The organism is Dorea sp. AM13-35, from assembly GCF_003473885.1.
GTDB classification, from domain to species: domain Bacteria; phylum Bacillota; class Clostridia; order Lachnospirales; family Lachnospiraceae; genus Dorea_D; species Dorea_D hominis.
This window is the reverse complement of the sequence record NZ_QUCZ01000006.1, coordinates 179,185-203,700: the sequence shown is the minus strand read 5'-3', so window position 1 is coordinate 203,700 and position 24,516 is coordinate 179,185. Positions and strand designations below refer to the sequence as shown.

28 protein-coding genes and 2 tRNA genes are annotated in these 24,516 nt (G+C 43.1%); all 30 read right to left on the bottom strand.

Features of this window, described 5'->3' with window-relative positions:
• Nucleotides 1-212: 212 nt before the first annotated feature.
• The 30 genes from DW152_RS08700 to DW152_RS08555 all read right to left on the bottom strand — a co-directional run bounded on the left by DW152_RS08700 (nt 213) and on the right by DW152_RS08555 (nt 24,484).
• A tRNA-Ser gene (locus DW152_RS08700) sits at nt 213-301 on the bottom strand.
• Nucleotides 302-376: 75 nt separating this feature from the next.
• Nucleotides 377-462 (bottom strand) — tRNA-Ser (locus DW152_RS08695).
• Nucleotides 463-622: 160 nt separating this feature from the next.
• Complete coding sequence (gene ispD, locus DW152_RS08690) at nt 623-1,366, bottom strand: 2-C-methyl-D-erythritol 4-phosphate cytidylyltransferase (RefSeq protein WP_118288431.1); 744 nt, start codon at nt 1,364-1,366, stop codon at nt 623-625.
• Nucleotides 1,366-2,394, bottom strand: coding sequence for a tRNA (adenosine(37)-N6)-threonylcarbamoyltransferase complex transferase subunit TsaD (gene tsaD / locus DW152_RS08685; protein WP_117537867.1), 1,029 nt, complete (start codon nt 2,392-2,394; stop codon nt 1,366-1,368). The genes ispD and tsaD overlap by 1 nt, the downstream gene beginning before the upstream one ends.
• Before the next feature lie 37 nt (nt 2,395-2,431).
• Nucleotides 2,432-3,340 carry a ribonuclease Z gene (locus DW152_RS08680; RefSeq protein WP_118288430.1) on the bottom strand — a complete coding sequence of 303 codons (909 nt, stop codon included), beginning with the start codon at nt 3,338-3,340 and terminating at the stop codon, nt 2,432-2,434.
• 33 nt (nt 3,341-3,373) lie between these two features.
• On the bottom strand, nt 3,374-3,613 hold the full coding sequence (locus DW152_RS08675) for a hypothetical protein (RefSeq protein ID WP_117537865.1): 240 nt from the start codon (nt 3,611-3,613) through the stop codon (nt 3,374-3,376).
• 96 nt (nt 3,614-3,709) lie between these two features.
• On the bottom strand, nt 3,710-4,183 hold the full coding sequence (gene rimI, locus DW152_RS08670) for a ribosomal protein S18-alanine N-acetyltransferase (RefSeq protein ID WP_118288429.1): 474 nt from the start codon (nt 4,181-4,183) through the stop codon (nt 3,710-3,712).
• A gap of 24 nt (nt 4,184-4,207) precedes the next feature.
• The gene (tsaB, locus tag DW152_RS08665) at nt 4,208-4,951 is read right to left on the bottom strand and encodes a tRNA (adenosine(37)-N6)-threonylcarbamoyltransferase complex dimerization subunit type 1 TsaB (RefSeq protein ID WP_117537863.1); all 744 of its coding nucleotides are present in this window, start codon (nt 4,949-4,951) and stop codon (nt 4,208-4,210) included.
• The gene (tsaE, locus tag DW152_RS08660; protein WP_021859734.1) at nt 4,939-5,364 is read right to left on the bottom strand and encodes a tRNA (adenosine(37)-N6)-threonylcarbamoyltransferase complex ATPase subunit type 1 TsaE; all 426 of its coding nucleotides are present in this window, start codon (nt 5,362-5,364) and stop codon (nt 4,939-4,941) included. The genes tsaB and tsaE overlap by 13 nt, the downstream gene beginning before the upstream one ends.
• A 17-nt stretch (nt 5,365-5,381) precedes the next feature.
• Complete coding sequence (locus tag DW152_RS08655) at nt 5,382-5,882, bottom strand: YcxB family protein (RefSeq protein ID WP_118288428.1); 501 nt, start codon at nt 5,880-5,882, stop codon at nt 5,382-5,384.
• An 87-nt stretch (nt 5,883-5,969) separates the two neighbouring features.
• Nucleotides 5,970-6,665 carry a molybdate ABC transporter permease subunit gene (gene modB / locus DW152_RS08650; RefSeq protein WP_021859732.1) on the bottom strand — a complete coding sequence of 232 codons (696 nt, stop codon included), beginning with the start codon at nt 6,663-6,665 and terminating at the stop codon, nt 5,970-5,972.
• Between the two features lie 104 nt (nt 6,666-6,769).
• A complete protein-coding gene (modA, locus tag DW152_RS08645) occupies nt 6,770-7,633 on the bottom strand; it encodes a molybdate ABC transporter substrate-binding protein (protein ID WP_118288427.1) in 864 nt (287 codons plus the stop codon).
• A 126-nt stretch (nt 7,634-7,759) separates the two neighbouring features.
• Nucleotides 7,760-8,695, bottom strand: a complete 936-nt coding sequence (locus tag DW152_RS08640) for an MOSC domain-containing protein (RefSeq protein ID WP_118288426.1) — start codon at nt 8,693-8,695, stop codon at nt 7,760-7,762.
• 4 nt (nt 8,696-8,699) lie between these two features.
• Nucleotides 8,700-9,665 (bottom strand): GTP 3',8-cyclase MoaA, encoded by a 966-nt coding sequence (moaA, locus tag DW152_RS08635; protein ID WP_118288425.1) that lies wholly within the window; start codon nt 9,663-9,665, stop codon nt 8,700-8,702.
• An 84-nt stretch (nt 9,666-9,749) separates the two neighbouring features.
• On the bottom strand, nt 9,750-10,865 hold the full coding sequence (locus DW152_RS08630) for an XdhC family protein (protein WP_243059881.1): 1,116 nt from the start codon (nt 10,863-10,865) through the stop codon (nt 9,750-9,752).
• A complete protein-coding gene (locus DW152_RS08625; RefSeq protein ID WP_118288424.1) occupies nt 10,865-11,908 on the bottom strand; it encodes a molybdopterin-binding protein in 1,044 nt (347 codons plus the stop codon). The genes DW152_RS08630 and DW152_RS08625 overlap by 1 nt, the downstream gene beginning before the upstream one ends.
• Nucleotides 11,895-12,365, bottom strand: coding sequence for a winged helix-turn-helix domain-containing protein (locus DW152_RS08620; protein WP_118288423.1), 471 nt, complete (start codon nt 12,363-12,365; stop codon nt 11,895-11,897). Before DW152_RS08620 ends, DW152_RS08625 begins: the two co-directional genes overlap by 14 nt.
• A 357-nt stretch (nt 12,366-12,722) precedes the next feature.
• A complete protein-coding gene (locus DW152_RS08615) occupies nt 12,723-13,457 on the bottom strand; it encodes an NAD-dependent protein deacylase (protein ID WP_330411856.1) in 735 nt (244 codons plus the stop codon).
• A 54-nt stretch (nt 13,458-13,511) separates the two neighbouring features.
• A complete protein-coding gene (locus DW152_RS08610) occupies nt 13,512-14,231 on the bottom strand; it encodes an HAD family hydrolase (protein WP_243059878.1) in 720 nt (239 codons plus the stop codon).
• Nucleotides 14,232-14,316: 85 nt separating this feature from the next.
• Nucleotides 14,317-14,775: a MarR family winged helix-turn-helix transcriptional regulator gene (locus tag DW152_RS08605; RefSeq protein ID WP_021859721.1), complete on the bottom strand. Its 459-nt coding sequence runs from the start codon at nt 14,773-14,775 to the stop codon at nt 14,317-14,319.
• A gap of 107 nt (nt 14,776-14,882) precedes the next feature.
• Nucleotides 14,883-16,001 carry an NAD(P)H-dependent flavin oxidoreductase gene (locus DW152_RS08600; RefSeq protein ID WP_118288422.1) on the bottom strand — a complete coding sequence of 373 codons (1,119 nt, stop codon included), beginning with the start codon at nt 15,999-16,001 and terminating at the stop codon, nt 14,883-14,885.
• A gap of 35 nt (nt 16,002-16,036) precedes the next feature.
• A complete protein-coding gene (locus DW152_RS08595; RefSeq protein WP_118288421.1) occupies nt 16,037-17,854 on the bottom strand; it encodes an acetyl-CoA carboxylase carboxyltransferase subunit alpha in 1,818 nt (605 codons plus the stop codon).
• A gap of 39 nt (nt 17,855-17,893) precedes the next feature.
• Entirely contained in the window at nt 17,894-19,243 is a 1,350-nt protein-coding gene (locus tag DW152_RS08590; RefSeq protein WP_117537851.1) for an acetyl-CoA carboxylase biotin carboxylase subunit, read from the bottom strand.
• A gap of 10 nt (nt 19,244-19,253) precedes the next feature.
• On the bottom strand, nt 19,254-19,682 hold the full coding sequence (fabZ, locus tag DW152_RS08585) for a 3-hydroxyacyl-ACP dehydratase FabZ (RefSeq protein WP_021859717.1): 429 nt from the start codon (nt 19,680-19,682) through the stop codon (nt 19,254-19,256).
• Between the two features lie 26 nt (nt 19,683-19,708).
• Nucleotides 19,709-20,185 (bottom strand): acetyl-CoA carboxylase biotin carboxyl carrier protein, encoded by a 477-nt coding sequence (gene accB / locus DW152_RS08580; protein ID WP_118288439.1) that lies wholly within the window; start codon nt 20,183-20,185, stop codon nt 19,709-19,711.
• A gap of 22 nt (nt 20,186-20,207) precedes the next feature.
• Entirely contained in the window at nt 20,208-21,449 is a 1,242-nt protein-coding gene (fabF, locus tag DW152_RS08575) for a beta-ketoacyl-ACP synthase II (protein WP_118288420.1), read from the bottom strand.
• Nucleotides 21,450-21,528: 79 nt separating this feature from the next.
• Nucleotides 21,529-22,269, bottom strand: a complete 741-nt coding sequence (gene fabG, locus DW152_RS08570; RefSeq protein ID WP_118288419.1) for a 3-oxoacyl-[acyl-carrier-protein] reductase — start codon at nt 22,267-22,269, stop codon at nt 21,529-21,531.
• Nucleotides 22,270-22,359: 90 nt separating this feature from the next.
• On the bottom strand, nt 22,360-23,286 hold the full coding sequence (fabD, locus tag DW152_RS08565) for an ACP S-malonyltransferase (protein ID WP_117537849.1): 927 nt from the start codon (nt 23,284-23,286) through the stop codon (nt 22,360-22,362).
• Complete coding sequence (gene fabK, locus DW152_RS08560; RefSeq protein ID WP_021859712.1) at nt 23,279-24,217, bottom strand: enoyl-[acyl-carrier-protein] reductase FabK; 939 nt, start codon at nt 24,215-24,217, stop codon at nt 23,279-23,281. The genes fabD and fabK overlap by 8 nt, the downstream gene beginning before the upstream one ends.
• A 42-nt stretch (nt 24,218-24,259) precedes the next feature.
• Nucleotides 24,260-24,484 carry an acyl carrier protein gene (locus tag DW152_RS08555; protein ID WP_021859711.1) on the bottom strand — a complete coding sequence of 75 codons (225 nt, stop codon included), beginning with the start codon at nt 24,482-24,484 and terminating at the stop codon, nt 24,260-24,262.
• Between the last annotated feature and the right edge of the window lie 32 nt (nt 24,485-24,516).

Sequence of the window (24,516 nt, the reverse complement as noted above, 5' to 3'; positions counted from 1 at the left end):
CTTAAGAATTTTCAGGGTTGTTGTCTATTGTTTAATTATCAAGGTTCTTATCTTTTCTTGCTGCTCATGTACGAATCAGCTTGTTCATAATAGCATTTCTTAGTACATTTTGTCAAGAACTTTTTTCGTTTTTTTTAAATCTTTTTTACATCCTTTTAACAGATGCATCCGCTCTCATTCTCAATCGCTTCCGCATTAGAACTTCGAGCAAACGGAGAAAGAGGGATTTGAACCCTCGCGCCGCTATTAACGACCTACTCCCTTTCCAGGGGAGCCCCTTCAGCCTCTTGGGTATTTCTCCAAAATACTGATCTACAGCTTTACATATCACAAGACATATAAAAAACTACCGTCGCATAGACTAGTAGTTTTAAAGCGGAGAGGGTGGGATTCGAACCCACGCGCCCTCTCGGACAAACGGTTTTCAAGACCGCCTCGTTATGACCACTTCGATACCTCTCCATATATTCACTTGTTTATCGCTTCTGTATCAGCGACATGTTGTATTCTAGCACACTTCATGCCGCTTCGTCAATATCTTTTTTCATATTTTTTTATTTTTTTGTATCCCTGTACTTTCCCGTAGTTAAACACCGCCTGCAAAGCCTCTTTAATTCAGATCTCATCCCTGTCTGCGACGTTCCAGCAGAAACATTTTTGCAATGTCCAGATCTTCCGGTGTCGTTATTTTTATATTTTCATAGGAACCTTCAAATAACTTTACCGGCATCTTAAGCATCTGTTCCAAAACCATTGCATCATCCGTCACCTGTACAGCGCGTTTCTCCATAAGTTTAGAATATGCATCTGTAATCAATTCTGTTTCAAATATCTGTGGTGTCTGGACTGCCCAGACATATTTACGTTCCGGTGTTGCTGTCGAATATGTCTTATCGTCTACGATTTTAATGGTATCTTTGCTTGGCATACCAGCTACACAAGCACGACATTTGCACACTGTATCATACCCTCTTCTTAAGATATTTTCTGTCACAAACGGTCTTGCTCCATCATGAATAAATACATAGCCGGTCTTGCTCTCTTCGCCGATTCTTCCATCTGCAATTGCCTGCAGACCATTCCAGACGGATGCATAACGCTCTGCGCCGCCTTCTACAACCGCCTTTACTTTTGAAAAATGATATTTTCGTACAATTTTTTCGTAAACTTCTTCTTCCTGTCCCTTTCCTACTACAAGAACAATATCATCTATAATAGATGATGACTGAAAAATCTCCAGTGTATAATAGATGACCGGTCTTTTATAAAGTTCTATATACTGCTTCTCTACAGAAGCATGCATACGTTTTCCACGTCCTGCCGACAGAACGATTGCCGTACAGTGTTTCTTCTGTCTGATTCCCATTATCTTTCACCTAACTTCAAGTTCGGGACTGCATTCAGATCCCAACCGTGCCTTGTTCCATTTATATATTCATAATATGCAGCCACACCGATCATTGCTGCATTATCCGTACAGTAGATTGGCGACGGATAGTAGAACTGTACACCTTTTTCTTCACATGCTTTCTTCATTGCAGCACGCAGTGCACTGTTTGATGCCACGCCTCCTGCAATTGCAAATTTATCCACATGATATTCTCCTACCGCATGCATGGCATTTGCGACAAGTACATCTGTAACAGCTTTCTGGAAAGATGCTGCAATATCCGCCTGATTGTATTCGATTCCCTTCATCTGACAGCCATTAATATAATTCAACACAGCAGATTTCACTCCACTAAAGCTGAAATCATATGGTGAATCTTCTACATGTGCACGTGGAAATGCAATTGCCTCTGGATTTCCTTCTTTTGATACCTTGTCAATCTTTGGTCCTCCCGGATAACCGAGCCCGATCGCTCTGGCTACTTTGTCAAAAGCCTCTCCTGCCGCATCGTCTCTTGTACGTCCGATAATGTCAAATTTGCCGTAATCTTTTACGCGTACCAGATGGGTATGTCCTCCGGACACAACAAGGGAGAAAAACGGCGGTTCCAGATCTTTGTGTTCAATAAAATTTGCTGCAATATGTCCTTCAATATGATGCACTCCGACCAGTGGTTTCTTCGCAGCATATGCGATTGCCTTCGCTTCGGCAACACCGACAAGAAGCGCCCCAACCAATCCGGGACCGTAGGTTACTCCGATTGCATCTATATCTTCCAGTGTTACTTCAGCTTCTTTTAATGCTTCTTCTATTACCTGATTAATCTTCTCAATATGTTTTCTGGATGCGATTTCCGGAACAACACCTCCATATAAGGTATGAAGTGCAATCTGCGAAGAAATCACATTGGACAGCACTTCCCTGCCATTTTTCACAACCGCTGCTGCTGTCTCATCACAGGAACTTTCAATTGCCAGTATTAATATATCTTTTTCTTCACTCATTGTTTTACCTTTCTTTTCTCTGTTTGTTATTCACATTCTAATCCGAAAATACAAGTTCCACCGAACGCCTGTCTTTTGCTGCAATCGCATTCGGGAAAATCTCTCTCACTTCATCCATATATTCTTCCGGCTTACTGAGTGATGGGCTGTAATGCGTCAGCCACATTTCTGCTACTTCTGCATCTTTTGCCAGCTTTGCCGCCTCATAAAATGTCATATGCTTATATTCTTTTGCTTTTTTCTGCTTATCTTTTTCACCATACATACCTTCGCAGATAAACAGATCCGAATGCATGGCATTCTTGCGGATAGCATCTACCGGTCTTGTATCGGTACAATATGTCAGTTTCAGACCTTTTCTTGCCGGTCCTAATACCATATCCGGAGTATATACATGCTCTCCATCTTCTACAGTCTCACCTTTTTGCAGGATTCCCCAGAACTGCTTTGGAATTGCATTTGCATTGGCGCGTTCCACATCAAATTTGCCGGCACGATCTATTTCCATCGTATAGCCATAGCATGTTACATTGTGATTTACACGGAATGCCTTCAGTCGGTATCCATTCATCTCAAGTGTCTGCTCCTGATCTTTAATTTCTATATATTTGATAGAAAACGGAAGCTCCGGCGCGATCACACGCAGCGCATTGACAACCCGTTCCAGCCCTTTTGGGCCAACCAATGTCAATGGTTCCGTCCGGTCTGCATTTCCCATTGTAAGGAGAAGTCCCGGTAATCCACTGATATGATCTCCATGATAATGTGTAAAACAGATCACATCAATCGGTTTGAAACTCCAGCCTTTTTCTTTAATTGCAATTTGCGTTCCTTCTCCGCAGTCGATCAGCAGGCTGCTGCCATTATATCTCACCATTAGTGACGTAAGCCACCGGTACGGCAACGGCATCATTCCTCCTGTTCCTAACAAACATACATCTAACATATTTTTACTTTACCTCTGTTTCTTCTCTTTTTCTTAACTGTCGCACGTTACAGGTATTGAAAATCCAGATACGATCCTGTCATAGCAGTCCTCACAAAGATCAAACGCGTCTTTCTGTCCGTCTTTCTTCGACAAATACCCCCAGTGCTTCTCCACTTCCACGATATCTTCCTGTGGAACTTCGTTTATTACCGAAATTTTCTTTCCGCAACAGTTGCAAATAATCTCATCTAATTTTTTTATCTCTATTTTTTGTGTTCTGTAATGGCGCATACGTTCCTCCTGCATGTGTCGGTCACATTTTTTCTCTTTGTTACGCCTACATTATATTCTTTCATTTTGCAGATTCCTAGTGGAAACTGCTGACAATTATGGTATCTGCCGGCTCATCAGAACCGCATCTTCCACCGGATCTGTATAGTAATTTTTACGCACTCCGTCCTCTGTAAACCCAAAAGACCGATAAAGTGCTGCCGCGCAGTCATTTCCGGCACGTACATCCAGCATCCATCTGTGGATTCCCGACGCTTTACACCACTCTGTAAATTCATTCATAAGTGCTGTAGCGATTCCCCGCCTCTGATACTTTGGTGCAACTGCGATTTTGACAATCTCCGTCTCATCCAGCACATAAGAGCAAAATAAATATCCTGCCAGTTTTCCTTCTATCCATGCCCCTGTATTTCGATATCCCGGTGCCTTCAGTGTCTCTTCTATACTGCCTGAGCTCCACGGATCCGGAAATGTACATTTTTCAATTGCCAGTATCTCTGATACTGAGTGATTTGTTGCTTCTAATACATCCTGCGGATCAAAAATCCGAACTTCTATTTGCTGTTTCATCTGCGAAACCTCATCAATCAAAATCTACTGACCGGATTTTTCCTTTTTCTCGCGTTCTGCACGTTCTCGTTCTGCCTGTGATACACGCAGGTAATCCGGGCGGTGTTCCATTGCTGTGACTGTTCTGCCTTCTCTATAATAATTCATGCCAAGTGCACCTACTGCTGCCGCGCGCTGTCGGTTCAGGTGAGCAGGCGCAAACTGAATCTTCATATCTGCAAGCAGCTCATTTTTCAGCTGTTCTCTGAAAGCCGGTACACCATCTCCCAAAAATGTTACTTTCTGATTGTATTTTTTTAATTTTTCTGCCAGTTCTTCTATCGGAACTGCCATCTGTTCTTCCATAACTTTAAGTTCATTATCTGCACATGCATAAATACCTGTATAGACCTGCCCTCTTCTCGCATCCATGATTGGACAGATCAGTCCTTCTGTACCGCAGAGATTGTATGCCAGTCCTTCCAGTGTCGGCACTTCTACCAACGGCTTCTTAAGTGCAAGTCCCAGTCCTTTTGCAGTTGCTGAACCGATACGAAGTCCGGTAAATGAGCCAGGTCCGCTCGCGATTGCAATTGCATCGATCGTATCCAGGTCTAATTCTGTCATTTTCACAATCTCATCCAGCATTGGAAGCAGAGTCTGAGAATGTGTCTTCTTATAATTCACAGTATATTCGGCAATCGTCTGCGCATCTTTCTTTTCATTTTCTGATTCCAGAACCGCAACTCCTGCTACAAGGCCGGAGCTGTCCAGTGCTAATATTCGCATATACTAATCCTCCGATAATCAAATCCTTTTTCCAGATCTTTTTCTATCTTAATCTCTGTATAATGTTCCGGTAAGATCTCTTCGATCAGGTTTGCCCACTCGATCAGGCTCACCCCGTCACCATATATATAATCTTCATAGCCAATCTCATCCATCTCTTCGACATCTCCAATCCGGTACACATCAAAATGATAGAACGGCAAACGCCCTTCCTCATATACCTGTACAATTGTAAATGTCGGACTGCTTACCGGCTCCAGTATATCCAGACCTCTTGCCAGACCTTTTGTAAAAACAGTCTTGCCAACGCCAAGATCACCGACCAGCGTATATACCTGTCCGGCATGTGCTTTCTTACCAAGTTCTAAACCGAACGCATAGGTTTCTTTCTCACTGTTTGTCTCTATTATCATGGATATTGTCCTCTCTGTTATCTTTGCACACGAACCGCCGGTGCCGGCATATTTTCATAAATCAAGTCTGCGATTTCTTTGTATTCCGCTTCAATCTGGTTTAATGGAAGAATAATTGCCTGCCCGGAATTACTGTATAAGATCAATATTTTCTTCGTTGTCACTGCACGCTTAAATGCATCCCACGATGCCATTCCGCTGTCTGATTCTGTTGTTGTAAGGATTCCTTTCTCTGAAAATTCATAAGTCACCGGCACACTCAGACGATTGGAATGTTCCATCTGTTTTGTTACACGGTTGCGGATGATCATCTTCAATCCGCCCAGAACAAACGCTGCAAACAACGCAAATACAACTGCCAGTGCGATCTGCTGTTTTACAAGAAATGCCACTGCCAGTGCTACGTTCAGTACTCCAAGGACATTCCGGAATATTCCGATCTTACCGGAACAAATATGATGTATCGTAAAGTCTGTCACCGATGGGACATCCAGTTTTACTTCTACTTTTACTGCCATTTACACGCACCTCCAAATTTTCGTTATATTTCATTGTAACACATCTTTTTTTTCCGTGCCACTTCTGTTATAGAAAAATAGGTATTATTACCAGCGTTTCACCTGACGCATTCCCCGGTTTGAAACCAGATTCATCAACACAATAATCAGAAATGCAATAAAAATTACGATTGCAACCCAGACACCTGCCGTCGCATAGTCTCCATCCTGGATAACCATGGCAATCCTCTGTGAAATCGTTCCTGTTTTTCCCGGAATGTTACCTGCCAGCATGGATGTTGCGCCATATTCTCCCAGAGCCCTGGCAAATGTAAGGATTGTTCCTGACAGAATTCCCGGACCTGCTGCCGGAACTACTACTTTCCAGAAAATAGTAATCTCACTCATTCCAAGTGTGCGTCCGGCATGAATCAGGTTAACATCAATCTGTTCAAACGCCGCTCTTGCATTCCGGTACATAAGAGGAAATGCAATAACTGTTGCTGCTATAATACAGCCAAGCCATGTCTGCACGACTTTAATGTGGAACTGTTCAAACAAAAAAATTCCAAAAGGTCGTCTTCTGCTGAAAATCAACAAAAGGAAAAATCCTGCTACTGTCGGGGGAAGTACCATCGGCAGTGTCAGAAAACCATCCAGAATGGCTTTCATCTTAGGTCCTGCCTTTACCACTTTTCTCGCCGCATAGATGCCAAGAAAAAAGGAGAAAATCGTAGCTGCTATACCTGTTTTCATGGAAATATAAAGTGGACTCCAGTCCAGATTTCGTATAATTTCTGCCATTTTTTCATTCCTCCTGTGTTTTATAATCATTTGTTATGTCCGTTATTTCTAAAACAGACTATGCTTCCCGCATAGCCTGTATCTGTTTTCTATCTATTTCATGTTTATTTTACATTTGTGTCAAAGTAATAAGAATCAAATACTTTCTTTGACTGATCCGATGTTACAAATTTTAAGAAGTCTTCTGCTGCCGCTTTCTGTGCTTTGTCAGCTTCATCATTTTTCACTTCTGCGATTGGATAAATAACATCCCCTGTCAGATCATAGCTTACTTTTTCCAGGATATCCAGATTTTTTTCGTATCCATATGTATCTGAATAGTAAGTGGTTCCGACTTCGCAGGATCCTTCTTCTACTGCGGAAAGGACTTTACTGACATTATCCTGTTCACTGATTTCCACACCGCCAAGCGCTTTGGAAACTTCTTCTGTTGTAATCGTTGCCGGATCTTCCACTTTTTTCAGCTTACCAATAGATATCAGTGCCGCTCTTGTATATTTACCAACCGGAACACTGCCGCCTGCTAATGCAATACTTTTAGCGTCTTTTAATGTTTCCAGACCTTTTACTTTTGTTTTGCTGTCTTTTCTTGTTACAACAATGACCTGATTGTTTACTACATTTTTTCTTGTACCGTCTACAACCAGTCCGTCCTCTTCAAGCTGATCCATCTGTTTCTGTGCTGCTGAGAAGAATAAATCACACTCATACCCTTCTTCAATCTGTGTCAGAAGTGTTCCTGAACTGTCAGCATTATAAGTGATTTTTACATCCGGGTGATCTTTCTGATATTCTTTTGCAAGTTCTGTCATGACTGTATTCAGACTTGCCGCAATAAATACCTGGATCTCTGTCTTTTTCCCGGATTCCTTTTTTGAATCCTTGCTCTCGTTTTTGTTTCCCGCACAGCCTGCTAAAGAAAATACCATAACAGCCGCCAGCACTGCTGCTAAAATTCTTTTTTTCATTTGTCTTCTCCTTTTGATTAGATGTTGATAATTAAGAAAAATCTCTTCTTATAAATTTATAATCTAATCTTTGAAAGTTTACACCCATAGGTAATAAATAATACGAGCTTTGCCGAACTTATTATGCTATACCCGCGCACATTCGCGGCTTGTCCCACGGAGTACTTCAAGTCCATGTTCCAGGTGTGGCAGCAGAAATCTCAGTGCTTCCTTTACTGCTTTGGGGCTTCCCGGCAAATTAATGATCAGAGTTTTCCCCCTGATTCCCGATACTCCCCTGCTGAACATTGCCCTCGGTGTAATCGTCATAGAATAATTACGAATTGCTTCTGCAATTCCATTTGCCATTCGATTGCAGACCTCGATGGTTGCCTCCGGCGTTACATCTCTTTCTGAGAATCCGGTGCCGCCGGTTGTAAATACAACATTGATCTGCCTTTGATCGGCAAGTCTTTTCAGTTCTTTTTTTAATGCTTCTTTTTCATCCGGCAGAAGCAGGCTTTCTTTTACGATATATCCAGCCTCTTCAGCAAGGCTTACCGCCTCCGGACCGCTCTTATCTTCTCTTTCTCCCCGTGAGCCTTTATCGCTCAACGTAATGACTGCTGCAGTAAATGGACGATTTTCATCCAGCGGTAACTTCTCTACTTCATCTCCGACTTTTATGTGTCCGCCTTTTACTACTTCAGCAAATACACCTTCTCTCGGCATGATGCAGTCACCCATCCGTTTATAGATCTCGCAGTGGCTGTGGCAATTCTTCCCAATCTGCGTCATTTCCAGAATCGCATCTCCGATTCGAAATCTGGTTCCGACAGGAAGATCCCGAAAATCATATCCTTCAATAATCAAGTTTTCGCCAAATGCTCCCAGTGCTACATCCGCACCTTTTTCTCTAAATTTCTGTATTTTTTCATAAGAAAGAAGGCTGACCTGCCTGTGCCAGTTACCACCGTGGGCATCTTCTTGCAGTCCCCAACCTTCTATTAAATTCACTTCTTTTTGTTCTTTTTTGACTGTACCTCTTTTTTCACTGGTACAGATTCCGACAATTTTTCCCATAGATTTACCCTCCGATCTGTGCCATTTTTTTCTTTTCCGACACTTTTTCAATCTCTGAAAAACAATGTTTTTTCGGTTTTATTTGTATTGCATGCTTTATATTTTCTCTGATTTTTTCCGAATCACCGCATCTTGCTACATCACGCACAGATATCGTTTCATCATAACAGAGACATGGTTTTAATTCACCTGTAGATGTCATGCGCAATCGGTTACAGGAATCACAGAACACACCATGTATTGCACTGATAAATCCTATACTTCCTTCAAACCCAGGAATTTTATAATAGATTGCCGGTCCATTTCCGTGCTTTCTTTCATCCGGTTTTATATCCGGATAGATTTCTTTTATTTTCTGAAACAGCGTTGTATTGGAAATCGTTTCTCCTTCTTTTCCTTCTCCGATTGGCATGAGTTCCAGAAACCGAACATCGACAGGAATATCTTTTGCCAGAATCAGTAATTCCTTCCATGAAGATTCATTTCGCCCTCTTTGTAAAATCGTGTTGGTCTTCACATGCATTCCCATCTTCATTGCAGCTTTCAGCGACTGCAGCACCTGATCCAACATTGGAAATCCGGTAATCTCTGTATAAACTTTCTGATCTAATGTGTCCAGACTGATGTTGACACTCCGAAGACCGGCATTCCAAAGTTCCGGTAAATATTTTTCAAGCAGCACACCATTTGTTGTAAGTGTGACTTCCTCTGTACCTGGAATCTCATAAATCATCCGGATCAGATCTGCACAGCCTCTTCGCACAAGCGGTTCACCACCGGTAATTTTGAATTTATAAATGCCAAGTGAAACTGCTTCCTGACATACACTTACAATCTCTTCATAAGTCAGAATGTCTTTCATAGGGCAGAGCTCTATTCCGTCCGGCATACAATATTGACAGCGCAAATTACACCGGTCGGTAATTGAAATACGCATATAATTGATTTCTCTGCCACATAAATCCTTCATTTCTTCTATCGCGCTCCTTGTTCTCTTCCTTCTTGTTCTCTTTGTTCACTGATAGGGCTGTCTATAAATGATTGTTTTACATTCTTACTCCGCAAGAAGTTCTAGCAGTACTTTTACAGAGCCTCCGCACACCATGCCTTCTTCGCCTGCGTCTGCATTTTGCAAATCTACAGAACAAATGCTGGCTGTGTCTGTTTCGCCCTTCCTACTTTGCGGTTGTATAGAAGTTAATGTCCGGGCTTTTGACATCAGCAGTCTTGCTTTCTGCACAACTCCGGCTTCCATACAGCCTCCACCAATCGTGCCAATACAGGTTCCTTTTTCGCAGATCAGCATCTTCACGCCAACGCCCTGTGGCGCAGAACCTTTTCTATCTATAATTGTGGCTAAGACTTTCTGTCCATAATCTGTATCATTTTCTATCGCCTTACGGATTTCTTTGGAATAGCCGTAGGTGCGTTTCTTCTTATTTTTTACTTCTATGATCTCTGCAATGATCGCAACACCGATTTCTTCCGGTGTCTCTGCCCCGATATTTAACCCGATCGGTGAATAGATCTCATCCAGCACAGCCTGATCGCAGCCTTTTTCCAGTAAGTGTTCTTTTACCATCGCAATGCGTCTGCGGCTTCCGATCATTCCAATGTATGCATGTCTTTTCTTTGTAATCTGCTCCAGGCACTCTTCATCATAGCGATGTCCTCTTGTCACAATGACGAAATAAGTGTCTGCATCTCCGTCGATTCTCTGCAGACCATCCGCAAATGCTTCGCAGTATACTTCATCTGCTCCTGCTTTTCTCGCCGCATCCGCAAATTTCGGTCGGTCTTCCAAAACAATCACATGACAGCCGATCATCCGCCCCATACGGATTACCGGAATGGAAACATGTCCGCCACCGCAAATGACAAGTTTCTTTTCATTGCCTAATGTATCACAAAATACTTGTTCATCAGAAAGCTGTATCTTTCCACTTATATCCAGCTTATGAAGTTCTTCCGGATGTTCTCCAAAATATCTGGCATAGCGTTCTTGTGCATCCGATTCCCATACAATTTTATTATCTGCCACAAGACACTTCTCACCCAGATATTCTGTTTGCAAGCTTGTAAGTACCTGTTTTTCCACATCCGGTTCACACTGATCGATTGCCTCGAATAATGCCCACATGTCAGTCGCTCTGCTTTTTACATCTACCATTACCGGGTGCCTCCTTTACCGAAGCCGCAATTCGGGAAGGTGCATTCCGGACAATTCAGACATAAACCACCTTCTCCAAGTGTATTCAAATCTTCTGCTGTTAATATTTCACCGACAGTCAATCTCGGAAGTACAAGATCGAAAATCGTTCGTTTAGAATACATGACACATCCCGGAAGTCCTAAGACTGGAATTACTTCTTTTCCTTCTTCTCTATAATATGCAAGCAGGAACATGGCTCCCGGGAGAACCGGTGCGCCGTAACTCACAATCTCGCCTGTCACCTGCCGGATTGCATACGGAGTCCGGTCATCCGGATCTACGCTCATTCCACCGGTACAGACAATCATGTTACATCCATCTGCTAATAAGCTACGAATTGCATTTTCAATCATCTGCGGATCATCATTGCAAATCTCGTGTCCACCAATCTCTATATCGTATTCAGCCAGTTTTTCTTCGATCACCGGCGTAAATGTATCCTTGATCCTGTGATAATAGACTTCACTTCCAGTTGTAACAATACCTGCTTTCTTCTTTTTATAAGGAAGGATGTTGAAAATTACTCCTCCTGCTGTCACATCTTTTGCCTGCTGCATTTTTTCTTCACTAATCACCAATGGAATTACTCTTGTTCCGGCTAATTTATCACCTTTTTTTACTGGAAAATCGCCGTGCCTGCTGGCGATCATTATCTCGCCAAGACTATTGACTTTCCGTAATTTCTCCCGTTCAATCTTCAATACACCATCTATATCCGCAATCAGTTCAATTTTCCCTTCTTTGACATCTGATGGATGCATATGTTCTCCCTGGCAGATCTGGCGTAAGATCTCTGCCGCATCATTTTCATGCAGCATGCCTTCTTCCTTTTCCCAGACGTAGAGATTCTCTTTTCCAACAGATAACAGAACCGGGATATCTTCTTCTGTCACAATATGACCTTTGCGGAATACTGCGTCCTTCGTCACGCCTTTGATAATCTGTGTGATATCGTGGCACAATACATGTCCGACTGCATCTTCCGTTTTAATCAGCTTCATCTGTAGTTCCTCCTGTCTGTATGTCTATGATTGCTTTTTCCAGACTAATAACGCTTTCTTCTTTGATTGAGCTGTTTATTGTGATCGCATTCCGAAAATCTTCGCCGTAATACTTATAAAAGGCATCTTCGGCGGCTTTTTGCACTTCTGTTTCCATCTTACGATAAGTTTTGACCAGCTTTTTACCGGCTTCTGTCAGCCTTGCGCCTCCGCCGCCTGCGCCACCTGTCCAGCGTTCTACCATAGATATACCAATCACCTGATCCAGTTTTTTTAACATCTTGCTCCCCTTGGAATAAGAAAGTTCCATCCGTGCACACGCTTTTTGCACAGAACCGGTCTCATCAATCAATTCCAGAAGTTCACACACGCCCGGTCCGAAGAACTTTTCCTGCGTGTCAAAACGCAGGCGGATCTTTGGATGGATGCAGTTGTTTATCGTGTTCGTGTCTTTCATAGTAGTGTTTCTCCGAAAAATCCATTTAATAAAATCGTTTTATGCATATATTTATTATAAGTTTCGTTATGTTTTTCAAAATATAACGGTTGTATTTTAGCATATGAAATAAAATGAGGCAAGGGTTAAGATGTTAACTTCCAGAAAGATTATCTATGTCGTTGATTTATTTGATGTCAGCCTGGATTATCTTAATACAGTACATTGTAATTCTATATTTATCTATGAAAAGATTGAGTATCACAACTACTTTTAATAAAATAAAAAAGACGATCGGTTGCATTTCGTACTATTCTGCAAACCACCGTCTTTTTTTCTTTACTTTTATTTACCTATATTCATTTATATATAATGAGTTTACACAACAACCGCATCCATGATCTCCCCGATCGGAGCTGCAATGGTAAGATCTGCTCCGACAGATCTCGCTGTCTCGCTTTTATTGATCACAACCAGGTGTTTACCATGGAAATAATCGATAAATCCGGCTGCCGGATATACAACCAGAGATGTGCCGCCGATAATGAGCATATCAGCTTCACTGATCGCACGGATGCTTTTCTGGATTACTTCCGGATCCAGTCCTTCTTCATAAAGGACCACATCCGGTTTGATCATTCCGCCACACTCGCAATGCGGAATCCCCTCCGCATTTTTCACATATGCTGCATCATAAAATCTGCCACATTCCATACAGTAATTACGGTGTATACTTCCGTGCAGTTCCAGTACATTCTTACTTCCTGCTGCCTGATGAAGTCCGTCAATATTCTGTGTGATCACAGCAGTCAGCTTTCCTGCTGCTTCCAGTTCTGCGATTTTCTTATGTGCTGCATTCGGTTTCGCGTTCAGATACATCATCTTCTCTTTGTAAAATTCATAGAATCCTTCCGGGTTATGCATAAAAAAACTGTGGCTTACAATCTGCTCCGGTGTATACTTATAATTCTGATGATACAATCCATCTGCACTCCGGAAATCCGGAATATTACTTTCCGTTGAAACGCCGGCGCCTCCGAAAAATACAATACGGTCTGAATCATCAATCATTTTCTGCAACTGTGTAATCTGTTCTTTCCACTGTTCCTGCATAATCATGCACCTCCTGATTTATCTTTTTCACAAGATATCCATATACTACCGATATCATTTTGCATTACATCTATGTGCTTCCAGCCACCCAATCACTTTCCCCAGATCTGCAAGTGTCTCTGTCACTTTCGCTGTCACTTGTTCCGGCACAATTGCAATATCCGGAATATAAATAACTGCACCGCCAAGTGCGATTCCTGCGCGAAGTCCTGCTTCACTGTCTTCTAATACAAGACATTCTTCTGGCTTACATCCGATTTTCTCTGCCGCTACACGGAAAATCTCCGGATCCGGTTTGCTTTCTTTAATCTCATCACCATAGATAAATGCGTCCATTTTATCATACACGCCCGCATCCTGCAAAAGTTTGCTTGCACGTTTCTTTTCTGTGGATGTTGCCACTGCTTTTTTAATTTCCTGTTTTTCAAGATAACCAAGCAATTCCTCTAATCCCTTTTTGACCGGTACACCATCTCCGGCTATAATCTCATTAAAAATTACATGCTTGGCAGCTCTTGCAGCGTCATAGTTGAATGTCTCTCCAAATGCTTCCATATATAATCTACGAATGACTGCAGGGTTCTTCCCTCTGCAGTCATTCATCAATTCGTCTGTTACATTGATTCCAAGATTCTCTCCTGTTCTCTTCCAACAATAGCTGGATAATCGCTCCGTATCAAACATGGTGCCATCCATGTCAAAAATTACGCCTTTTATCATGCCTGTATTCTGCCTCTTTCTTCCTGCCTGTTCTCGTGAATGTTTTATTCTCATATATACGCTCTCGTTCATTACTTCTGCCTGAAAGCATTTCACACTGTGAAATTACTCCTGGCGCAAAGCAATTCATGCCGTGAGATTATTTATTCTCCGGCTCTTCGCTGTATCCGTTAAAAAATTCTGACAATGCATCCAATGTCTTGATGAGTACCGGCAATTCTTTTTCATCCAATTTGTCCAAAATTGCCTCTGTCATCTGTCTGTGATAATCTGCATGGTGATGGTAAGCACGTTCTCCACGCTCTGTCAATTTCACAAATACAACTCTTCTGTCTTTTTCGCTGCGCTGTCTGGTCACGTACTTTTTGTTCACAAGGCTGTTCATTGCTGTCGTTAATGTTCCGACCGTTACATTTAGCTTTCTGGCTATCGAAGACATATTGCCACCTTCTCCAAGTCCGATTGCCTCAATAACATGCATATCGTTGTTCGAAATATCTTTAAATTCTTCGGTAATGATGGCTTTTTCCTCTAAGCGCCATATCTCATTGATCAGCGAAACTAACGTGTCATTGATCACCTTGTAAGCATCTTCCATGTTTCATCCCTCTTCATTCCCTGGCACTTTCCTCCCGTGCCATTCCTTGGCTGCCTTCATTCAGGCAACTTCTCATACTTTTATTATATCCATCACTCCAGGCAGAATCAAGCCTTAAACAAATCTTGTATCACCTCTTCAACCGTTTCTATTTTCGTCGCCTTATATGCATTTGCACCACAAAATAAAAGTGCATCTTCCACTTCTCCTTTAGCAGCATGGATCAACGCATCTGTAATACAATACGGAATTTCTGCAGGATTGCATTTGTGCAGACATCCGTGACATGGACTGTGTGGGATTTTCTCACCGGCACGCACCTTTTTCTGAAATGTATTTAATATTGCCCGCCCCGGCATGCCCACCGGGCTTTTCACAATTACAATATCTTCTTTCTTTGCATCCAGATACGCCTGTTTATAACGAATATCCGCATCACATTCTTTCGTTGTCACAAACCTTGTTGCAACCTGTACGCCGTCCACTCCAAGTGCAAATGCTTCTTTCACTTTTGACGTATCATCTATACCGCCGGCGAGTACAACCGGAATTTCATGATCGCATTTTTCTTCGTAAATCTTCACTGTTTCCAGAATCTTTCTGACTTCATCTTCATATTTCTTTTTCCCGCGATTTTCAGATCCGCTATTTACAGAACCATGGCACAGATTTCCACATTCTGCTTCATACATTTCCAATTCTTCCACAGAAAATCCGAGGTGTCCACCTGCGAGCGGTCCTTCTATTACTACCAGATCCGGCTGCCGTTTATATTTTTTCTCCCAATATCTGAAAATCACACGTGCGGATTTTTCTGACGAAACGATCGGCGCAAGTTTCACCTGACTTGCTCCTGCTATTTTCGGCAGATCCATCGGAAGTCCTGCCCCGGAAATAATAAGATCTGCACCTGCCTGTATCGCCGCTTCTACATATTTTTCATAGTGGCGCATTGCTACCATGATATTAAAACCAATCACGCCGTCCGGCGCAATCTTTCTCGCTTTCTCGTATTCTTTCTGAATCGTTCTTAAATTGGCTTTTTCCGGATTCTGATTAAAATCCGCTTCTTTAAAACCAATCTGGGCGGCAGAGATAATTCCTATGCCGCCCACTTTTGCAACAGTTCCGGCAAGATTTCCAAGGCTGATCCCGATTCCCATTCCACCTTGTATCACTGGAACTTTTGCTGTCAAATTTCCTGTTTTTAATGGTTTATAGTCCATATTTTGCTCCTTAATGTGCAAATATCTGTGTTTCCTTACATCTTACGGAAACGCTGATATCTGTGTTCTGTCAGTTTTTGCTCCGGCATTTGCTCATAATTTTCTATAAACGCCTCTACTTTTTCCCGGAGCTGATCTGCAACCGGTTTCATCGTCTGTACCGTATATTGTTCCGGCTCTTCCAGCACACATTCAATCACGCCCATTTTCTTCAGATCATCTGCTGTCAGCTTCATCACTTTTGCCGCTTCTTTTGCTTTTGTGCTGTCTTTCCACAAAATGCTTGCAAATCCTTCCGGTGAAAGAATCGAATAAATGGAATTTTCCAGCATCCACACTTCATCTGCGACTGCCAGCGCAAGTGCTCCGCCACTTCCACCTTCACCGATCACAATTGAGAGTACCGGCGTTTTTAAACCGGAAAGTTCATATAAATTTCTCGCAATTGCTTCTCCCTGTCCACGTTCTTCTGCTTCCAGTCCACAAAATGCTCCCGGTGTATCTACAAAACAGATTACCGGACGGTGGAATTTTTCTGCCTGTTTCATAAGACGCAATGCTTTCCTGTAGCCTTCCGGAGATGGCATAGCAAAATTGCGCATAATATTTTCTTTGGTGTTCGTTCCTTTTTCCTGTGCGATCACAGTCACCGGTCGCTCTTTAAAATATGCGATCCCGCCAATGATTGCCGGATCATCTCCATAGAGACGGTCTCCGTGAAATTCTGTGAAGTCCTGGAACAGCATCCGTATGTAGTCACTGCCAACCGGACGGTTTTTCCTACGGGACAGAAGGACACGGTCCCATGCATTTATCTTCTGAGTCTGTGTCTTATCTACGATATCTTCTGAGTCCTTACTCTTTATCTCATCCGCTGTATGAACCGTCGTCTTACTTACTATCTTATCTGTTGCCCGGTCTACCGCCTGATCTCCTGTCTGACTTGCTGTCTCCCCTGCCGTCTTATCTATTGTATCTTCTATGTCAGTCTGCACTTTCCCGTGAAATTCCAGAATTCTGCCTAATGTTTCCCGCATCTTTGGACGTTCTACGATCTGGTCAATAAATCCATGCTCCAGCAGAAATTCCGAACGTTGGAAACCTTTTGGCAGTTTCTGTCCGATTGTCTGCTCGATCACACGCGGCCCTGCAAAGCCGATCAGTGCCTTTGGTTCTGCCAGTATAATATCTCCCAGCATCGCAAAACTTGCAGTTACACCACCGGTTGTCGGATCTGTCAAGACACTGATGTATAAAAGTCCCGCATCGCTGTGACGCTTCAATGCTGCGGATGTCTTCGCCATTTGCATAAGGGACACGATTCCTTCCTGCATTCTGGCGCCTCCGGAACATGCAAATATAATAACCGGCAATTCCTGCCTTGTGGCGCGTTCTACGGCTCTTGTAATTTTTTCTCCGACAATTTCTCCCATACTTGCCATCATAAATCTGCCATCGCAGACTGCCAGTACGGCGGGTTCTCCAAGAATCGTTGCTTTTCCTGTTACAACGGCTTCCCTAAGTCCTGTCTTTTCCTGCAGTTTTTCAATTTTTTCTTCATAGCCTTTATAATCAAGCGGATTCTCTGTCTGAAGATCCATATCCCACTCTTCAAAGGAATTTTCATCTGCGATCATTTCTATCCTGCGGTATGCATGCACACGGAAATACCCTCCGCATTTCGGGCAGATAAAATACTCTCTTTTTACATCTTCCGCTATGATTGCACCGCCGCATTTGTTGCATTTGCGCAATAATCCTTCCGGCACTTCCGGTTTTCTGCCACCCAGATGAATATAATTTTTTCTTCCAGAAATCTGCCTGGTCTTTTTAAACATATTGTCCAGTTTCATAAAATGTCACCTTTATTATCTCTATCCTTATGCTTTGTGTTACTGTGCTTTCACCTGCATATTTTCAATAAACCCAATGTCAATATTGCCTTTTAAATAATCCGGATGATGCAGAATCTCATACTGGTAATCTACATTTGTATCAATTCCTTCGATAATAATTTCCCCCAGTGCACTCTGCATTTTCCGAATGGCTTCTTTTCTGTTTTTTGCCCATACGACCAGCTTGGCAACCATGGAATCATAATATGGTGGAATCGTATATCCGCTGTAAATTGCTGAATCGATGCGGATTCCTTTGCCTCCCGGAAGATACATATCCGTAATTGTACCCGGAGACGGACGGAAGCCTTTTTCCGGATTTTCTGCATTGATCCGGCATTCAATCGCATGTCCGCTTAAGTGAACATCTTCCTGTTTATAAGAAAGTTTTTCCCCTGATGCGATCCGAATCTGCTCCTTGACCAGGTCAATTCCTGTAACCCATTCAGTCACCGGATGTTCCACCTGGATACGGGTATTCATTTCCATAAAATAAAAATTCCCGTTTTTCTCCAGCAGAAATTCAATCGTTCCGGCATTCTCATATCCGGCTGCTTTTGCCGCCGTAACTGCCGCATATCCCATCTTTTCCCGCAATTTGCTGTTAAGTGCAATCGACGGCGATTCCTCGATCATTTTCTGATGATTTCTCTGAATAGAGCAATCTCGTTCTCCCAGATGAATGACATTTCCATATTTGTCAGCAAGGATCTGAAATTCAATGTGTCTGGGATTTTCCACAAAATGTTCGATATACATTGTGTTATCCCCAAATGCCATCTCTGTTTCTTTCTGCGCTGTCTGAAATGCATTTTCAAACTCTTCCGGCGTATCTGCAACACGCATTCCTTTTCCGCCACCGCCAAGCGCTGCCTTGACAATGACCGGATAACCGATTTCGGCAGCTGTTTTTGCGCCTGTCTCTACATCATAAATTGCTTCTGTACTTCCCGGAATCACCGGTACACCAGCCGCTGTCATTGTATTTCTTGCTTCCTGCTTATTTCCCAGTCTCGAGATTACATCGGAATCCGGACCGATAAATGTAATGCCACAGTCTTCACATAATTTTGCAAATTTACTATTCTCGGATAAAAAACCAAATCCCGGATGAATGGCATCTGCACCGGTTATAATAGTTGCGCTAATAATGCGGTCCATGCTCAGATAACTGTCTTTCGACGGAGCCGGACCGATGCAGACTGCTTCATCTGCAAGTTTTGTATGTAATGCTTCTTTATCTGCTTCTGAATACACCGCAACCGTTTCAATTCCCATTTCCCGGCACGCACGAATGATGCGAACTGCGATCTCCCCGCGGTTTGCGATCAGAATTTTCTTAATCATACATGCTCACCTATCCAATCATAAATGTCAGTTCTGCACTTGCAACAACTTTACCGTCTACACTTGCAACTGCCTCTCCGACACCTACCGGACCTTTCTTTTTAATGATCCGTGTCTCTAATTTTAATTTGTCACCCGGCAGCACCTTTCCGCGGAATTTACATTTATTTATTCCGCCGAAAAATGCAATCTTTCCTTTATTTTCCGGTACACTCAAAATCGCAACCGCACCTGCCTGTGCCAGAGCTTCAATCTGCAATACTCCCGGCATGACCGGCTGTCCCGGGAAATGTCCGGCGAAAAAATCTTCCCTGTAAGTTACACATTTATATCCAATGGCATATTCGCCCGGCTCGTAATCTTCAATGTAATCCAGAAGTAAAAATGGATGTCTGTGTGGAATAATTTCCTGAATTTCTGCTATATCTAAATGTTTCATCTGTTCCTCCTGTGAGACTCTTTTTCCTAAATAATGCGGAATAATGGCTGTCCGTATTCTACCGGTGCTCCGTTCTCTACCAGAACTTCCGCAACCGTTCCATCGTAGTCACTCTCAATCTCATTCATCAGTTTCATCGCTTCTACGATCGCCAGCGTCTGTCCTTTTTTCACCGTATCTCCGATTTGTACAAATGCTTCCGCATCTTCCGCAGGTGCTACATAAAAAGTTCCGACAAGCGGGGATGCAACTACTTTTCCCGCCGGCACGTTTTCTTCATTTATATTTTCTTTGCCTGTACCGGTACTTTGAATATCCTTTTCATTTCTGCCTGCCGTAAGAGCTGACGTCTCGGATGTCAGTGCCTCTGATACCTGGATCGTCTGCACTTTTCTTTCTTTTTTACTGAGTTTTATCTTCACACCATTTTCTTCATATTTCAGTTCGGTCAGACCAGATGCTGACACGGACTCAATCAATGTAATCAGATTCTGAAATTCCATGTTATTCTCTCGCTTTCCAGTATTATCCTTCATAACGTTTCAACAACAGTGTTGCATTATGTCCACCAAATCCCAGTGAATTGGTCAGCACATAATTTACGTCTTTCTCTACCGGCGCACCCACTGCATAATCCAGATCACACTCTTCATCTGTCTCGGTAGTTCCCACTGTCTGATGGATAAATCCATCCTGTATCGTTTTCACACAGACGACACACTCTACGCCGCCTGCTGCTCCTAATAAATGTCCGATCATAGATTTGGTCGAATTTACCACTACATTTTTAGCTGCTTCATCTCCAAGTGCCAGCTTAATCGCGCGTGTTTCAAACAGATCATTGTGATGTGTACTTGTCCCGTGTGCATTGATATAATCAATCTGCTCCGGCGTTACATTTCCTTCTTCCATTGCAAGTTCCATCGCTTTGGCTGCACCGCTTCCGTCTTCTGCCGGTGAAGTAATGTGGTAGGCATCTCCGGTTGCTCCATATCCTGCGATTTCCGCATAAATCTTCGCGCCTCGTTTTTTGGCATGTTCCAGTTCCTCCAAGAACACCACTCCCGCGCCTTCACCAAGTACGAATCCATCCCTATTTTTGTCAAACGGAATGGATGCGCGCATTGGATCTGTTGATGTAGACAATGCTGTCAGACTTGTAAATCCTGCTACTCCGGTCGGACAGATACAGCTCTCTGTTCCACCTGCCACCATAACATCTGCATCGCCGTACTGGATTGCGCGGAATGCATCACCGATACAGTTTGTCCCAGATGCACATGCAGTCACAACATTCGTACATTTTCCGCGGAATCCAAGCTGAATCGAAACATTTCCTGCTGCCATATTGGAAATCATCAGTGGCACCATTAACGGATTCACACGTCCCGGTCCGCGGGTTTTGATTTTATCGTATTCTTTCTCTACTTCCTGCAGGCTTCCGATTCCGGAACCAATGATCACACCTGCACGGAACGGATCTTCTTTTGCAATATCAAATCCTGCATTCTCACATGCCTCTTTTGCAGCTGCCACTGCATACTGGGAAAATGGTTCCATTCGCTTTGCAGCTTTAAAATCCATCCGCTCTTTTGCTACGAAATCTTTCACTTCAGCTGCGATCTTCACTTTATAATCTGTGGTATCGAATTTCGTAATCTCTCCGATCCCGACTTTTCCTTCTTTAATTCCCATCCAGAACTCTTCTACCGTATTTCCAATCGGAGTTACTGCGCCAAGTCCGGTCACTACTACTCGTCTCTTCAAATCCTTTTCTCCTTTATGCCATTACACACTTGTATCTTTGTCACGTCTGTAATCACTGCCATGCTCTTTTTCTTCCTGCTTACATCACCATGCCGCCGTCCACATGGAGCACTTGTCCGGTAATATAAGCTGCATCAGAGGACGCAAGAAATGCGACTGCAGATGCTACCTGCTCCGGCGAACCGAATTTCCCAAGTGGAATCTGCGATACCGATGCTTCTTTTACTTTTTCCGGGAGCACTGCTGTCATGTCCGTCTCAATAAATCCCGGTGCAACTGCATTGACTGTGATTCCTCTGGATGCCAGTTCTCTTGCTGTCGCTTTTGTCAGTCCGATCACGCCTGCTTTCGATGCAGCATAATTTGCCTGTCCGGCATTTCCTGTCACGCCTACAACGGATGCCATGTTAATGATCCTTCCACTTCTCTGTTTCAACATCTGACGTGCCGCAAACCGGATCGTGTGAAAAGCACCTTTTAAATTTGTATCGATCACCCTGTCAAAATCTTCTTCTGACATTTTCATCAGCAGACCATCTCTTGTAATTCCTGCATTGTTTACAAGAATATCCATACTTCCTTCTGTCTTTATTACATCCTGTATAAATGTCTGACATGCACCATAATCTGAAACATCACACCGGTAAATCACTGCTTTTCCGCCTTCTGTTTCAATCTGCGTCTGCACTTCTTTCGCTTTTTCTTCTGAACCGTTGTAATTGATCACAACTTTTGCTCCCTGGGATGCCAGTTTTAACGCAATCGCTTTCCCGATTCCGCGGGATGCGCCTGTGACAACCGCCACTTTTCCTTCCAGCATATATATCCTCGCTTTCTGCCTGTTTTATATGAACCTGTTTCAAATTTTTCTGTCTGTTTTTTTGTATAAACCTGTTCCAATTTTTTTCTGTTATTTTCCGGAAAGCATTTCTGCAACTTTATCAACATCTTCCCATGCCGCTACATTGTATACGGCAACATCCCGGTTGATCTTACGAAGAAATCCTGCCAGCGTTCTTCCCGGACCGATCTCCACAAATGTATCGACACCATCGGCGATCATCTGCTCTACACTCTGCATCCAGCGGACCGGTGCACTTACCTGTTCCTTTAACAGTGCCTTTGTTTCTCTGATGTCCTCTACTTTTTTCGCAGTTACATTTGTATAGTACGGAATGGCAAGCGGATGTAATTCTGTCTGTTCTAATTCTTTTTCCAGCTCTTCACCTGCCGGTTTCAGCATCGGCGAATGAAATGGTCCGCTTACATTTAAAAGAATGGTCCGTTTTGCACCTGCTTCTTTTAATTTCTCCGCTGCTTTTTCTACACTGTTTTTTTCGCCCGTAATAACAATCTGTCCCGGACAGTTATAATTTGCGACCGTTACACCGGAAATATCTGCAATGACATTTTCAATCTTCTGCGCATCCAGCGCCATCACTGCACACATGGCTCCTTCGCCCGCCGGCACCGTATTCTGCATCAGTATTCCTCTTTTTCTGACTAAACGGATGGCATCCTGATCTGTCATTCCGCCAGCCACAGCAATGGCTGTATATTCTCCCAGGCTCAGACCGGCTGTTACATCCGGTTTTACACCTGCATTTTCCAATACTCTCTCCATAGCAAGGCATGTTGTCACCATTGCCGCCTGTGTATATTCTGTAACGTCAAGCTTCTCATTTTTTTCAAAGCAAAGCGCCTTCATATCTATTCCCAGATGTTCTGCTGCTTCATCGTAAATCTTCGCCGCCAGTTCGCTGTTTTCATAAAAATCAGCTCCCATTCCGGCTTTCTGCGCTCCCTGTCCTGGAAAGATAAATGCTGTTTTACTCATAAAATCCTTTCCCTCCGATCAATTCATCGGTCTCTTTCACCAGTTTCTGGATCAATGCCTGACAGGACATTCTTTCTTTTACCATTCCTGCAATCTGACCTGCCATGACACTTCCATTTTTCACATCTCCGTCTACAACTGCTTTTCTTAAACCTCCAAGTGTCAGATGTTCCAGTTCTTCGAAGCCTGCACCCTTATTTTCCAATTCTATATATTTCTTTGTCATATCATTGCGAAGCGCTCGCACCGGATGTCCGGTCGTTCTTCCTGTCACACGAGAATCAATATCCTTCGCTTTGATAATCCGCTCTTTGTAATTATCGTGTACCTGCGACTCATCTGTGACTACGAAATGCGTCCCCATCTGTACACCTTCTGCGCCCAGCATGAATGCTGCTGCAATTCCTCTTCCATCTGCGATCCCTCCGGCTGCGATCACCGGAATCTTCACCGCATCTGCGATCTGCGGAACAAGTACCATCGTTGTATTTTCTCCGATATGTCCGCCGGCTTCGCATCCTTCTGCTACGACTGCATCTGCACCGCAGCGTTCCATTCTCTTCGCAAGTGCGACAGAAGCAACCACCGGAATGACCTTCACGCCGGCTTCTTTCCACATTTTCATATATTTTTCAGGACTGCCCGCTCCTGTTGTCACAACTTTTACGCCTTCTTCAACAATCACTCTGGCTACTTCATCTGCATATGGACTCATCAGCATAATATTGACTCCAAATGGCTTGTCAGTCAGCTTCTTTGCTTCTCTGACCTGCTCTCTTACCCAGTCAGCCGGAGCAGATGCAGCACCTATGATGCCAAGACCTCCGGCATTTGAAACGCCAGCCGCCAGATGGTATTCTGCCACCCATGCCATACCGCCCTGAATAATCGGATATTCGATTTCTAATAATCTGGTTACTTCTGTCTGCATAGTTCAACCTCACTTACTTATTTGTACTTTGTGCCACTTGTTTTATTTATGTGCTTCGATATATTTCACAACATCTCCAACTGTTACGATCTGTTCCAGATCTTCTGTCGGGATTTCAATTTCAAATTCCTCTTCCAGTCCCATGACCATCTCAAAAAGGTCAAGAGAATCCGCTCCCAGATCTTCTTTGAAAGAAGAGTTCTCTGTAATTTTGCTTTCTTCCACTCCAAGGTTTTCTGCTACTAACGCTTTAATTTTCTCTAACATATGTCTGTTCTCCTTCATCTTCATTATTTTTC